Here is a 14042-nt window from a genome sequence, read left to right on the forward strand (position 1 = left end):
CTGGCTCCTGCCTTTGGGTGGGAGCCAGCCATTTTTTGTTTGGGGACAGAGAAGCGGCGGGATGGCGCACAGGGTGGAGGGCCGATCGAAGTTGCGCAGCTGCTGTGGCTCATCGTGAAGTTGTATTTTGATCAGTACGGGCCGGCCGCGTTGAGAACCGACGGGGCCGGCCATCTCATTCACAGGGGACTCATGAAATCCGTTGCTCTTCTACTGACCGCAGGCCTGGCATGGGGACAGGCTCCGTACGAGACCGAGATCCGGCCGTCCGAGGTGCAACACGAGATTTCCGTGAATCGCGGATCGGCCGCCCTATGGCAGAGCCTGAAGAAGCTGCATACGCGCGCCAGCCTGATGATGATCACGGCGCATCCCGATGACGAGGACGGCGGGATGCTGGCCTACGAGTCGCGAGGCCTGGGTGCTCGGGTGTCGTTGCTGACGCTGAACCGGGGCGAGGGCGGCGCGAATGTGATGTCGCCGGATTTCTTCGATGCACTGGGCCTGGTACGCACGATGGAACTACTGCAGGCAGGCCGGCACTACGGGGTGGACCAGTTCTGGACGCGCGTGGTGGATTACGGATTCTCGAAGACGAAGGCGGAGAGCATCGGCAAGTGGACGCACGACCGGGTCCTGTTCGATGTGGTGAAGGTGGTGAGGGAGGTTCGCCCCCTGGTGATCACGTCGGTATTTGTGGGCGGGCCCAGCGACGGGCATGGGAATCATGAGACGGCAGGCGCGATGGCCCAGGAGGTGTTCCGGGCAGCAGGTGATCCGAGTGTTTTCCCGGAGCAGATTCAAGCCGGACTGAAACCGTGGTCGCCGGTGAAGGACTACGCGCGGGTTCCGTTCCGGCGGCAGGGCGCCAATGAACTGGCAGTGAACGTCCGGGTGCCGGAGGGGACTTACGATCCGCTGCTGGGATATTCCTACGTGCAGGTGGCCCGGGAGGGGCTGGGCCTGCAGAAGTCGCAGAACGGCGGCGGCGCTATGCCCAGGGCAGGCGAAGTGAGCACCGGGTATCACCGGTTCGGTTCGACGGTCGACGCCAAGGAGACGGAAGCGGGTTTCTTTGATGGGATCGATGTGACACTGGCCGGGATCGCGTCCCTGGCGAAGGGTGGGGATGCCGCGTTCCTGAGACCGGGCCTGGAGAAGATGAATGCGGCGGTGGAAGAGGCGATGGCGAAGTTCTCGGCGGTGAAGCCGGAGGCCACTGCGCCGTCGCTGGCCGCGGGACTGAAGGACACGGTGGCACTGATCGCGGCGGTCGAGAAGAGCGGACTGGACGCCGAGTCGAAGTACAACGTACTGCATGAACTGCGGATCAAGCAGGTGCAGTTCAACAACGCGCTGGCGCAGGCCCTGGGGTTGGCAGTGTATGGAACCGTGGCTCCGGAAAAGGAGCCGGATCCGATGTACGCGATGTTCATGGGGGATCCGGATACGATGCGCGTGGCGATTCCGAGGCAAACGTTCGGTGTGAATGTCCGCGCTGTGAACCCGAGCGCGGTACCTGTGACGCTGGAACGCGTGAGTCTAGAAGCGTCTGGGCAAAGCTGGCCCGTGGCGAAGGTGTCGGGCGGGCCACTCGGACCGATCGCCGGCAACCTGCCAGTGGATACGAAGTTCTCGGTGAAGGTGCCTGGGGATTCGGTGTATACACGCGCCTATTTCTCGCGCCCGGATCTGGAGCAGCCGTTCTACACCATAGACGACGCAAGGTGGACGAACCGCCCACTGGCACCTTATCCGCTTGCGGCCTGGGCGGATTTTCGCTACCAGGGTGTGCCGATACGGATTGGTCAGGTCGTGCAGACGGTGAAACGGGAAAACGGGTTCGGCCCGGTGTTCGAGCCGCTGGCCGTGGGTCCGGCGATCGGCGTGGCTATTGAGCCGCGGGCCGGCGTGGTGCCCCTGGAGGCGACGGCGTTCCCCGTAAAGGTAACGGTCCACAGCAATGTGAAGGGTCCGGCGAAGGGCGTCGTGCGGCTGGAGTTGCCGGCCGGATGGAAGTCAGAGCCGGCTGTGGGCGCGTTCCAGACCGCTGCTGAGGGGCAGGACCAGTCGTTGACGTTTCTGGTCACACCGTCGCAGTTGGGCAGGAAGGTGTATCCGATCACGGCGACGGCGGAGTACGAAGGCAGGAGGTATCAGGAGGGCTACCAGTTGACGGGCTATGCGGGCTTGCGGCCGTATTTCCTTTACCGCCCGGCCACCTACAAGACCAGCGGAGTGGATGTGAAGATTGCGCCGGAGCTGAGGGTCGCGTACGTGATGGGCAGCGGCGATGAGGTCCCCGCGTCACTGGAGCATTTGGGCGTGAAGGTGACATCGCTTTCCGCGGCGGATGTGGTGTCTGGCGATTTGAGCCGTTTCGATGTGGTCCTGCTGGGTGTCCGCGCCTATGCCGCGCGTCCAGAGTTGAGTGTGTCGAACAACCGGCTGCTGGAGTATGTGCAGCAGGGAGGCGTCATGATCGTGCAGTACAACACGCCCGAGTTCGATCACAACTTCGGTCCGTACCCTTACGAAATGGGGCGGAACCCGGAGGAGGTGACGGACGAAGCATCGAGAGTGGAGATCCTTAAGCCGGAGCACCCGTTGTTCGCCTGGCCGAACAGGATCACAGAGAAGGATTTCGAGGGATGGGTGGAAGAACGCGGGTCGAAGTGGATGAAATCGTGGGACGCCCACTACGAGGCATTGCTGGAGACCCACGATGCGGACCAGCCGCCTCAGAAGGGCGGGCTGCTGTACGCGAAGTACGGCAAGGGTGTGTACATCTACAACGCGTACGCGTTCTACCGGCAGCTGCCGGAGGGTGTGGACGGGGCATACCGGATCTTCGCCAACATGCTGAGCCTGGCGAAGAACCCGAAGATCCGGTGAGCGGATCAAGGCAGCTTTGATGCCCGGCGGCGGCAGGTTTGCACACAGTCTGAAATCGACTGGCAGGTGCGTCGAACGGGCATTGCAGTCGTGCGATTCCTGACACCTCATGGAAGATCTCCGGTGATAAAAAGGAGACAGCCATGACCCGAAGAAAGCTCCTGCAGACTGCAACGGCTTTGGCTCCGAGCCTGCCTCGTTTGCTCGGCAAGCCTGCCGCACAGCCCTCATCGAGTTCTAATTGTTTCAGCCAACGCTACCGTTTGACCCTCGATCGAGTCCGCGGAGAGGGCGCCCCTGCATACTCGCGAAAGATGGTGCTGGCGGATGCAATTCCGGAAGGGGGAAGGCGGTTCACGGAGTTTAGCGGCGATGTCTCCGGCCGGTATATCGGCGCGCTGGCGACGGCGTCCGCTGATCGGCATGAAGAGTTCCCGGAGCTGCGGCCGTTGGTGGAGGAGCTGATCCGGCTGCAGAAGCCCGAGGGTTACTTCGGCAACTCGTTTCCTGCCGCTGGTGTGTCGAAACAAGACATGGCTCTGCTTTGGGGCAATGGGCGGCTGCTCATCGGGCTGCTGGAGTACGCCAGGCAGTCGAAGGATCCCCAGGCGCTGGCCGCCGCCAGGAAGCTGGGCGATTTCGTTGTGCGGATCGCGCCGGAATTGAACTCGGACAAGACGCGCACACAGTTTGAATCCGGGGCGTTTGCGATGGGCTACATCTGCTGGACCCAGATCGCTGAAGGCATGGCTGAGCTGCATCGAGTGACCAAAGCCCCGCAATACCGTAGCGTTGCTCAGGAGATGGCGCTGCGGACGGAACGCCGGCCCAGCGAACACAGCCATGGGTTTCTGACGTCGCTGCGCGGGGTGGTCGACCTGTACGACGTCAGCGGCGAGCGGGCGCTGCTCGATCGCGCGGAACGCGAGTGGAAGGGTGTCATTGACAGCGGGAACCTGCTGGTTCCGGGCAGCATTCCCGAGGCGTGGAAGCCGAAGGCGCGCCGGACCGAAGGTTGTGCGGAGGCCGACTGGCTCCGGCTCAGCTTGCACCTTTGGGGGTTAACCGGAAAGACTCAGTACCTGGAACAGGCCGAACGGACCCTATTCAACGAGTTCTCAATGAACCAGTTCGATACGGGTGACTTTGGCCACCGTCTCATCACCCGGACCGGCTCACCGCTGGGCGGCATGGAAGAGGGTGGTGGAACGGCTCGCGCCTGGTGGTGCTGCACGCTGCACGGGCTTCGCGCGTTCCCTGACGTCCGTGCCCACGTCTTCCGCATACGGGGCGACAGCCTCTGCTATGACTTACCAGTGGAGGGCGAAGGCGAAGCCGCCGGCTGCCGTTTCGTATCAGAGTCTAAGCTGGAGACGGCGGCATCGGTAGGCATCACGGTGGAAGCCGCGAGCGGGAAAACAGTACTGCTGCTGGTCCGGCAACCGTCCTGGGCGCAGGCGGTGAAGCTTTTCGTGAACGGAACCCCAGAGACGACGGAGGCTCGCGATGGGTACCACCGTGTGAGCCGCATTTGGAAGGCTGGCGACCGGGTCGAGATCCGCTACGACATGCGCCCACGCGCTGAGCGGGCAGGCCGGGATGCGCAGTACACGCTGTGGCATGGTCCGTGGCTGCTGGGCATCGACGAAACGCGAAACCCGTATTTCTTCGACGAACCGATGGAGAGCAACCGGCTCACGGTGCCGCTCCAGAAGAACGGCTCGGTCGAACTGCAACGGGATGCGTTCCTGCCGGTGGGCCCGTTCTCAGTCACTCAAGCGCGGTTCCAGGTGCCGTACCTACCCGGCGGCTACGCCATGAGTCCCGCAACGGCGGTGGTGAGTCCTGTGGCGGAACAGACCGGGTTCCGCAGCACAGCCTGGGAGTATGTGTTTCACCTGCAGGGCAAGAACGCCTAGCAAGACAGGCGCGGAAGCCATTCCAGGCGGTGACTGCCGCGCCACGAACCAGAGAGTTACTGATGCCGCGCGCTAAGCGACACTAAGACCGATTCCGCGCTGAGGGGTAGACCTTTGGCGTGAAAGTCAGGTTGTCGACGAAGGGGTAGCTCGGCCGACGGTAGCGGTTCGCGGGCAGATGGACGATGTCCTGGTTAATGGCTCCGTCCGAGAGGGCCATGAGACTCGGATTGGCGATGGGCGCCAGGTCCGGAGACAGGTAGCCGGATTTCACAACGATAATCTTGAACGACTTGGGTTCCAGACCGAAACGAGTGAAGTCCTTGATGTCGTGGTACGGGCGGCGATAGGCCGATAGCACCAGCGTGATGCCCTGGATCTCGACAACCGCTTCGCGGCGGGCAGGCTTCGCATCCGGAAGCAGGTGTTTGACGATGGCTTCCGCCTTGACCGGTTTGCTCGCCTTGGGGTCGAGCGTGGCACCGATAGACAGGGAGATACGCGCACCGACACCAGCTGTATAGCAGGCTTCGGTGGCAGGGCGATCCGTGATGCCGGCAAAGACGACGTGCTGCGCCTTGTGACGAAGGAGCGATTCGAGGACTGTAGCCTGGTCTCCATTGCCGCCTCCGGTTGGGTTATCGCCGGAGTCGGCCAGGATCGCGGGTTGGGTCTTGGCGGCCATGGCGCGTTGCACGCATTCGTCCACCGTGCAAGTGGCGGTGCCGAACTGGAACTGCTTGCGCGCGTCCCAATACTGCTGGGCGAGATTCGTGGCAACCTTGCGCTGACTGGCGGGATTTGTGCCGGTGACGACGACTGAGGCGGTGGAGCGGGGTTCGTCGGCCCAGACATAACCCACCAGCATGCTGACATCGAGGATGCCGGACTCGCGGTTGAGGGCGGGCAGTTGCGCCCAAAGCCGCTTGCCGGGCTCCCATTCCGTGCTGCTGCGTTCGCCAGGCATGAGAACGGGGACCGGCGCCCACATGAGGGTTGGGCGGATCTTCTCCTTCAGGCAGTGCATGAGCATGTCGGTGGCGCGAAGCACGGTCTCCGCGCGGTCGATGTGGGGCGCGGTGCGATACGCGGACAGCATGTCGAGATTGTCGATGATGGCCTGGCTGATGTTGCCGTGGAGGTCGTAACTGGCAGAGATGAGGCAGTCCGGCCCAACCAGCTTGCGGGCAGCCTGGTACCAATCGGCCTCGGCGTCCTGCATTCCTTCGACGAACATGGCGCCGTGCATGGGCAGATAGAGTCCGTGGAGGGGCAGGAGCGCCTGGACGCGCTTGAGGAATTCAGCTTTGATTGCGTCGTAAGTCTTGCGTTCGATGGGGCCACCAGGAACGGCCGAGGCGACGAGGGTCGGCATGAAGGTGACGGGGTACTTTTTCAGGAATTTAAACCGGGCGCTGGACGTGAGTTCCTCGCCGCGGAGGATGGTGAACTCGTCCATGCGGGTCAGAAGCCGGCTGTAAGTACTGCATTCGATGGAGATGCCGCCATAGGCGATGCGCAAATCACGCGGAGGCGTTTGAGCCGTGGCGGCAGAGGCAGTGAAGGCGGCGAGAGAAGCGCCTTTGAGGAAGGAGCGGCGATGCATACTTCCAGGATCGTCGATTCGGAGGCTGGAGAGGAAGGCAGAAGTGCGAGCTTGAATTCGGCCTTGCGGTGGCAGCGCCCGAATCACTTCAGTTGGGCGATGGATTGGAGGCCCTGCAGATCCAGGGTCTTCAGGCCAAGCCTTTGCTGAAGCCACTTGGCCCGGTCCAGCCTGGCGGCTGAATTCAGGGCATGGCCTGCGTCGTAGAAGTCGAGCCGCTTGGGCCCGTTGAAGTACTCGAAGCTCTTTCTCACAGTGGCCTCGGGAAGGTCGGTATCGCTAAGACCGTTCTGGAGAAACACGGCAGCAGGAGCAGCATGGCGCACAAAGGGCAGCGAGTCGTCCCATGGGAATTGGCGGAGATAGGCGTGGATTGCCGCATCACCCACTTTTGCGCGCCAGGCCTTCAGTTCCGCGTTCCCTTCGTCAAAGACAAATTCGAGCATCGAGTAAGTATTCGCCATCAGGACGAAGGACTGGATACGCTTCTCGACGCCCGCGAGTTTGGCGCCTACGCCGGCACTGAAGCTGTGGCCGACATAGGCCACTCTTTGAGCGTCCACGTCTTTGCGGAGGAGCAGGATGTCGAGGGCGCGCCGCCACTCGCGGGCCATCTGGAGGGCGGCCTTTGGCTCCTGTCCATGGGTGAAGTCCGGATCCTCGGTCACTCCTTCGCGCACGAGCGGAGTGTCCAGGAGTAGACAGACGGCACCGGCACGGGCGTAGACGATTGCCTCTTCCAGGAACTCGGTGTGATTGCGCAGCGGGGAGCCGGCCATCATCCAATGTCCGAACAGGATGACGGGGAAGCGGCCAGGGCGATCGGGTGTCACCAAGACTCCGGGCACTCGGCCGGACACGGGGCTTCCGAACGAGATTTCGAGTATCCGGACACCTTGTCGGCCAGCCGATGGCGACAACTTCAGGTCAGTCGGTTGCCGCGGGTCGTTGTGGAAAAGCCTGGCAAGTTCGTCGAAGGAGTCCGGTTGACCGAAGGCAGCGAGAGCGAACACAGAGAGTGCCAGGACGAGCTTCATTGGGAACTATTTTCGCTCACCGTGAAAAGAAGGTGAACCCAGCGTGAGGGCAATATGGGCCCCTGGGAAACGCAGGAACAGTTCGCGGCTGGTCACTCGTAGCGAAGTGCACGGATGGGGTCCAACTTCGCAGCCCGGCGCGCGGGCAGCAGGCAAGCCATCAATGTGACCAGCGCCAGAAACGCGGAGGTGGCCAGGAAGACGAACGGGTCGCGCGGCTGTACCTCGTGCAGCAGGCTCTCCATGACGCGGCCCGCTGCAAATGCCCCACCCAAGCCGAGCGTGAAACCGATGGCCGCCAGGGTCATCCCTTGACGGAGGATGTCGCCCAGAACGCGCGACCGGGTTGCGCCCAGTGAGATGCGGATGCCGATTTCGCGTGTACGCTGCGTCACGACATAGGACAGCACACCGTAGATCCCGATGGCCGCCAGGAGCGCAGCCAGCAATGCAAACGAGCCGACGAGCGAGCTGAGGAATCGCTGCCCTTTCGAGTTGTCGTCGACAACCTCGGAGATTGTGCGCTCCCGGTAGAGGGCGAGACTGGGATCAATGGTGGACAAGGCACGCCTTACGGCCGGCCCGATGCTGGATGCGGGCAGGGAGATATGCAGGGTGAGAAAGACGCGGCTCGGAGCATAGAGGGCGTCGTAAGCTTCAGGCTGCGGCTTCTCCGTCAGACCCCATTGCCGCACGTCGCCCACCACTCCGACTACTTCGCGCCAGGGGCCGTTCTCATCCCCACCTCCACCAGAGAACATCCGCCCGACCGGATCCTCACCGGGCCAGAGAGTCCGAGCCATCGTCGCATTGATGACCGTCGCGTAAATCATCAGATTGCGTTGCTCGGCGGGCAATCTCGTGTTTTTCTCCCACGCCTGCTGGCGGCGGGTATCCATTTCCCGCGAGTGTTCCGTGTCTTCCGCCGTCAGAAGCCGCCCTTTGAGCAGGGGGATGCCCATGGTGCGGAAGTACTCCGGAGTGACCCTGTGAGATTCCACCAGCGGCCCGCTCATCTTCCGGGAGACGTGCCCGCGGATCTGGACATAGTAGTTGCTGCCACCTTCGAGCGGCAACCGGTCGCTGAGAGAGGCGGTCTGGACTCCCGGGACTTGGCGCGCCTGGTCGAGCAGCTTCTGCGCGAATACCGCACGCTGCTGGTCGGTCTTGTAGATCGCCTCAGGGAGTTGGACCGCACCTGTCCAGAGACCTTCCCTGCGTACCCCGATTTCCACACCTCGGACGCGAGCGAAATCCTTGAGCAGGAGGCCGGCAGAGATGAGCAGAATCATCGAGAGGGCAAGTTCGCCGACGACGAGCCCATTGCTCATGAGCCGGCGCCTGCGGCCCGGGCTGATGGAACTGCCGGCCCCGCCCTTGAGTTCGTCGAAGAGATCAAGGCGGGCAGCTTGGACGGCGGGGGCCAAACCAAAGAGAATACCAGTCAGCACAGTCAGCCCCAGGGCAAAGAGCAGAACAGCGCCGTTCAACTCGATGGTATTGAAATCCGGCAGGCTGAAGCTCTTGATCGTGGGCAGCAAAGTGATCAACACCCAGCCCAGCAGGACACCGAAGCCACCGCCCACCAGCGAGAGCAGAAGACTCTCCGTGAGCAGTTGCCGCAGCAGGCGCAGCCGGGAAGCGCCGAGTGAACTGCGCACCGCCATCTCCTTCTGCCGGCCAACGGCACGGGAGAGCAGAAGGTTGGCGATGTTGGCACAGGCGATGAGCAGCACGAGGCCTACCGCCGCCAGCATCATCAGCAGGGACGTTCGCGACTTGCCGGCCAGGTCATCCTGGAGAGGCACGACGATCGCGCTCACCTTGTGGTTCGTATCGGGGAAGGCTTTTTCGAGTTGCGCGGCAATCGACGCCAGATCCGCATGTGCCTGCGGCACCGTCACGCCCGGCTTCATCCGGCCGATCGCGTTAAAGGAATGACTGCCGCGTTCGCCTAACCCGCGGCTCGACGTATCGAGCGGGATCCAGAGCCGCGCCGCGGCCGGGAAGCTGAAGCCATCCGGCATCACTCCTATCACGGTCCGCTTGCGGGCATTCAACTCCAACACCTGGCCCACGACTTTGGGATTGGCGCCAAAGCGGCTCTGCCAAAGGGCGTAGCTCAAGATCACAACGTCGTCTTTGCCGGGCTGGTCTTCCCCCTGCACCCAGGTCCGGCCCAGGACAGGTGAAACCCCAAGCAGGGAGAAGAAGTTGGCTTCGGTTGGCACGGCGCGAACCGGATCCGGCTGCCCATTCCCGCTGAGGTTCATGTCAGTGGGCCAGTAGAACAGAGTCATGCCGGAGAACGTACTGTTTCTTGACTTCCAGTCGAGGTAGTCGGGTCCAGTGAACGGGTACTTGCCGGGAGCCGCCTCGGTTTCGTACAACCGGACAAGGCGGTCAGGATGCTGGTAGGGCAGTGGGCGCAGGAGGACAGCATCCATAATGCTGAAGATGGCGGTGTTGGCCCCAATACCGGCTGCGAGGGTAAGGACCGCGGTGACTGCGAATCCACGCGATCGTATGAAGGTTCGAAGTGCGTATTGCAGATCCAGGATGAGTGTTTGCATGGCGTTCTCCTTTGCTCAACACAGGGAGAGTAGCGATTGATCCCGAACATGCTTAATACGGATGAGTGCGAGGCTAGTTAGCAGTTATTTTTCCGTGTCGGCAGTGCCTGCTTTGGGAGAAGGGCCGGTGGGCAACCGCATTCCAGGCTGCCCGGTCAGAAACTGGGCGAGCCGCTGCGCTGATGATTGGGGCCGGAACGTGGGCTGCCGGGAATGGGCTCAGACGGGAGGGGGAGACGGTGCACCTCCGGGTCAAGCGCTTCGACGGGAAACCGACGAGACAGCCGCCCAGTGATTGGCAGCCCCAGCAGCGGAGGTCCACATACCTTACGAGGTGCCCCACAAACCAGGTGACGGTTCAGCCTGCGGGCATACTTCCACCGAAGCACACCCACCCCGTTGTGATTCCTCGCGAGATTCAGATATAGTTGTCGTAAATTTTTGAGAGCCTACAGAAGGCTGGCGCGGAGAGAGCGTGACCTGCAAGCGATGTAATGCTGCGTTGCGGCCCGGGGCCGCGTTTTGCGGAAAGTGCGGAACTACGGTAGAACCGGAGCCTGCCGCTATTCCAACTGAAGCAGTTTGTGCCGTCTGCGGCACGCCAGTGCGAGCCGGCAAGGGCTTCTGCGGACGATGTGGAAATCCGGTTGCCGCGGCCGCCGCTCCTGCCATGGCGGCTAGCATGGCGCCTGCAGCAACCAGGGCGCCAACTGCTTTCGCGCAACCTCCAATTGCCCCCGCCCCGGAATTCCCGGCGCCCGCGGTCGCGGCTCCTGCCAGTTCCGCCGGCAAAGGAATGGTCCTTGGCGGATTGCTTCTGCTTCTGGTGGCTGCAGCAGGCGGGGGGTGGTGGTATTACCAGCACGGAAAGGCGGCGCCGACTGAGGTGGCCGTTAACGAAGGACCGGCACCGGTCGCGCTAACAGCCACACCTTCGCCAGCTCCAGAGCGACCAGTGCCGGCAGCGGCTCCAAACCCTCCGGAAGTGGTGCCCGCGCCGCAGCAAACACCCGCGGTCCAGCCGCCGCAGAATCGAACGACATCGGCGGGCAATGTGGCTGAGTCCCGCCGGCCAAGTCCGGTTGCACAAGCAGCCCAGACGGCTACCCTGCCTTCGCCCTCGCCCGCGCGTCCCCCAGAGCGAGCAACGGGAGCGCCGGCACAGAATGCGGCCGTTCAGCAACAAGCTACCGCGCCGCCGGTGCCACAAACTTCACAGCCAGCGCCGCCCGCCGCCAATGCGCCGCCGCCCGTGGTTGAAACGCCCAGACCTCCGGTTGCGCGCACAGAGGCGCCGCCGCAGCGTCCACAAGTATTGATCCCCGCTGCCGGGGTTCTGACCTGGTCGGGCAAGCTGCGGAAGAACGAAGCGCTGGCGATTGACGGCAATGGAGCGTCCGCCGGAACCTTACAGGGCACGCTGCCGGGTGTCCCCGTCATGATCGAAGTGGAACCGAAGGATATCGGAGTGGCCGAGGCACCGGGCCCCGGAAACGGATGGAGACGGCTGGTGCTGCGAAGCCGCTCCGACCGCAATATTGCGGTGACCATCCGCTGGCAGAGATTGGGCAACTGACTCAGGAGGAACTGTGAACCGATACTGTGGAACGTGCGGAACACTGGCGGATGCGGAAGACCGCTTCTGTCCCGGCTGCGGCAAGCCGATTGGCGGAGCACCTGCTCCGGCCTTTGCGGCTCCGCCTGGCCCACCGCAGGCGCCGGCCTATTCAGCGTCGCAACGAACACCCCCGCCGCCCCCCCTCGCCATGCCCGCAGCACCACCACCCGCTCCGCCTCCTCCGCCGCAGCGGCCCGAGTCGCAGTGGTATTACGCAGTAGCGGGGAAGCAGCAGGGACCCGTACCGGAATCTGTCCTGCGAGTTGCCCTGCAGACCCTGCCTGCGGACACACTGGTGTGGCAACCGGGGTTGCCGAACTGGAAACACGCAGGGGAAGCGGGTCTGAAGGCGCCGCCCGCGCCAGCCTTCCCTGCCCCGCCCTCGCCGTTCCAACCCGCGCCGACTCCGCCCGGGGCTCCAGCCTTTGCGGCTGGTCCCTCCGCGGTTGGCTTCAACGCACCTTCAGCAGGATTCAACCAGGCACCACCTCCTCCACGCCCCGCATTCCCGCCGCCCACAGGCTTCCCCGCCGCGTCCGCGCCACAGTTTGGTGTTCCGGCCTACGGGGCACCCGCACCGCTCGCGTCGGCGCCGGTCAGCGGGCTGGTTCCGCCCAGCATGCACTGGGTGGTTCTGCTCATCCTGACGTGGGTTACGGCCGGACTGGCCGGGCTCATCTGGTTCTTCCGGCAGGCTCTGTTCGTCAAGAAAATAGATCCTTCCAGCAAGGCAGTCGTACTGCTGGTGGTCACAACGCTCGGCATGTTCGGGCAAGTGGCCCTCTACATTGCCGCAATGAGCTCCATGTCGTCATCGACCATGGCCACCGCCACCGGCCTGATCATGATCCTGAACCTGGTAATCGTGATCTGCGGACTCGTGACGGTGTTCTCCATGCGCAGTTCGATCGTGCGCCACTACAACTCGACCGAACCCATCGGGCTGAAACTGAGCGGTGTGATGACCTTCTTCTTCAGCATCCTCTACTTCCAGTACCACTTCTCGCGCATTGTGGAGTGGAAGAAGACAGGCCGGTTGGGCTGAGGCTCGCTACCTGGCGGTAGGAATGCGCTGCGCCATGCCTGCTCCGGCCGGCTTCACGAGTCGATCCCCGGGTTGCATGCCCTTGTACCAGAACGGGTAAGAACTGGCTTCGCACTCGAAGGAGCAGATCTGTCCATCGTCCCGGATGTAGCGGACCAGAAAGAACTCCCGTGTATTGGCATCACCATAGTCGGCCGAGCGCCGCTCAATGGAGCTCACCGTGCCTGACCAGGCGTCGCGGTTCTTCCGCTTCTGCGCCATCATGATGATGGCAGAAAGAACGCCGGCGGCCGCCAGGCCCAACAGCAGTGATCCGAGTTTCTCACCCATTTGCGTCCTCCCCCACCAGCGATCCAGCCCGCCGGTCCGGTGTCAGGGATGCGGCGGAGCGGACGGGCGCCAACAGTATATCTCTTCAGATAGCTTAGGATCTTTTTCTCGTATATGATGCGTGAAGCGTGCAACACGTGCGTATCAGGACACTCTCGGAGGACGAGTCCGCTCCCGCTACCAACCGCATGGATCAGAGGCTCTCCGTGTCGCAAGTTCTGGCCGCCCAACGGCCCATCGAAGGCGAGCACCTGGTCCTGATCACGCCTCTCGATCTTGCGCTGCGCGACTGCGAGTCGCTCTTCGGGTACGCCGACTGCAAGCGTGGGATCGCAGTGGTGTCCACCTTCCGGTTGGGCTTGGACGGGGAGCAGCTCCTGGCCGCCCGGCTGATGAACGTCATCGAGCACGAACGAGGGCACCTCGACGGACTGGGGCACTGCCGCACGAAAGGCTGCATCATGTCGGTGGCGCGCTGCGCGGCAGATCTCGATGTGCGGCGCCTGGAACGTTGCGGGCAGTGCCGCAAGCCGAAGCCGGCGTGGCAGGCGCGCGCCGCGGCGGCAGTTGTCTGCGTGCTGGCGATTGCGGCCGCACAGGGGGCAGCGTCGTTCGTGAAGGTAAAGTCGCCTCCCTTCTCGTGGAGGGCAGAGGGCGGCGCCGTCGAGGTCCTGTACAGGAAGCAGCCAACACTCCTGCTGGCGGGAGAACCGGCAGCGCGCTCGGCCGCGGGCACCTTGAATGCGCTCTACGCGCAGATTACCCCGCCGCCAATCGAAGCAAAAGCCGCGGGTCCGAATGCGGTCCTGATTGCCGGCGGAATGAAGCTCGCCGAGTTGGACGGGAGGTCGGCAGGCGGCGGAGATCCCCTAGCGTATGCGCAGGCTTGGGCTGCGAAGACAGATCGGTTAATGCGGGCCAAGGGAGAGGAGGCGGAGGGCTGCCCCAGTTGCCACATCCGCCGCTTGGACGAAGTGTTGGCAGCGGCGCGGATGCGGCGCGAGCGGAGGTGGTGAGCG

At 63.3% G+C, this 14042-nt stretch carries 9 protein-coding genes and 1 pseudogene; 6 read left to right on the top strand and 4 right to left on the bottom strand.

Annotated elements, in window-relative coordinates; translation table 11 throughout:
• Positions 1-192 precede the first annotated feature (192 nt).
• Both IRI77_RS15655 and IRI77_RS15660 read left to right on the top strand, forming a co-directional pair.
• Positions 193-2895 (top strand): PIG-L family deacetylase, encoded by a 2703-nt coding sequence (locus tag IRI77_RS15655; protein ID WP_194452978.1) that lies wholly within the window; start codon positions 193-195, stop codon positions 2893-2895.
• 143 nt (positions 2896-3038) lie between these two features.
• Complete coding sequence (locus IRI77_RS15660; RefSeq protein WP_194452979.1) at positions 3039-4814, top strand: beta-L-arabinofuranosidase domain-containing protein; 1776 nt, start codon at positions 3039-3041, stop codon at positions 4812-4814.
• Positions 4815-4896: 82 nt separating this feature from the next.
• Here the strand turns inward: IRI77_RS15660 and IRI77_RS15665 are convergent, their stop codons facing one another.
• The 3 genes from IRI77_RS15665 to IRI77_RS15675 form a co-directional block, all read right to left on the bottom strand.
• Positions 4897-6420 carry a M81 family metallopeptidase gene (locus IRI77_RS15665; protein ID WP_194452980.1) on the bottom strand — a complete coding sequence of 508 codons (1524 nt, stop codon included), beginning with the start codon at positions 6418-6420 and terminating at the stop codon, positions 4897-4899.
• Between the two features lie 83 nt (positions 6421-6503).
• Entirely contained in the window at positions 6504-7253 is a 750-nt protein-coding gene (locus IRI77_RS15670; protein WP_194452981.1) for a hypothetical protein, read from the bottom strand.
• A gap of 296 nt (positions 7254-7549) precedes the next feature.
• Positions 7550-10030 carry an ABC transporter permease gene (locus IRI77_RS15675; RefSeq protein WP_194452982.1) on the bottom strand — a complete coding sequence of 827 codons (2481 nt, stop codon included), beginning with the start codon at positions 10028-10030 and terminating at the stop codon, positions 7550-7552.
• A gap of 475 nt (positions 10031-10505) precedes the next feature.
• Here IRI77_RS15675 and IRI77_RS38650 point away from each other — a divergent pair.
• The 3 genes and pseudogenes from IRI77_RS38650 to IRI77_RS15685 form a co-directional block, all read left to right on the top strand.
• Positions 10506-10658 (top strand): annotated as a pseudogene (locus tag IRI77_RS38650) (double zinc ribbon domain-containing protein); the annotation flags it as partial.
• Positions 10659-11345: 687 nt separating this feature from the next.
• Entirely contained in the window at positions 11346-11606 is a 261-nt protein-coding gene (locus IRI77_RS38055) for a hypothetical protein (RefSeq protein WP_228486756.1), read from the top strand.
• 13 nt (positions 11607-11619) lie between these two features.
• Complete coding sequence (locus IRI77_RS15685; protein WP_194452984.1) at positions 11620-12693, top strand: GYF domain-containing protein; 1074 nt, start codon at positions 11620-11622, stop codon at positions 12691-12693.
• A gap of 6 nt (positions 12694-12699) precedes the next feature.
• Here IRI77_RS15685 and IRI77_RS15690 read toward each other — a convergent pair whose 3' ends face one another.
• Positions 12700-13023: a hypothetical protein gene (locus IRI77_RS15690; RefSeq protein ID WP_194452985.1), complete on the bottom strand. Its 324-nt coding sequence runs from the start codon at positions 13021-13023 to the stop codon at positions 12700-12702.
• Between the two features lie 128 nt (positions 13024-13151).
• Between IRI77_RS15690 and IRI77_RS15695 the strand changes: the two genes are divergently transcribed.
• Positions 13152-14039 (top strand): zinc metalloprotease, encoded by an 888-nt coding sequence (locus IRI77_RS15695; protein WP_194452986.1) that lies wholly within the window; start codon positions 13152-13154, stop codon positions 14037-14039.
• Positions 14040-14042 lie beyond the last annotated feature (3 nt).

This window comes from Paludibaculum fermentans (assembly GCF_015277775.1).
Classification (GTDB): domain Bacteria; phylum Acidobacteriota; class Terriglobia; order Bryobacterales; family Bryobacteraceae; genus Paludibaculum; species Paludibaculum fermentans.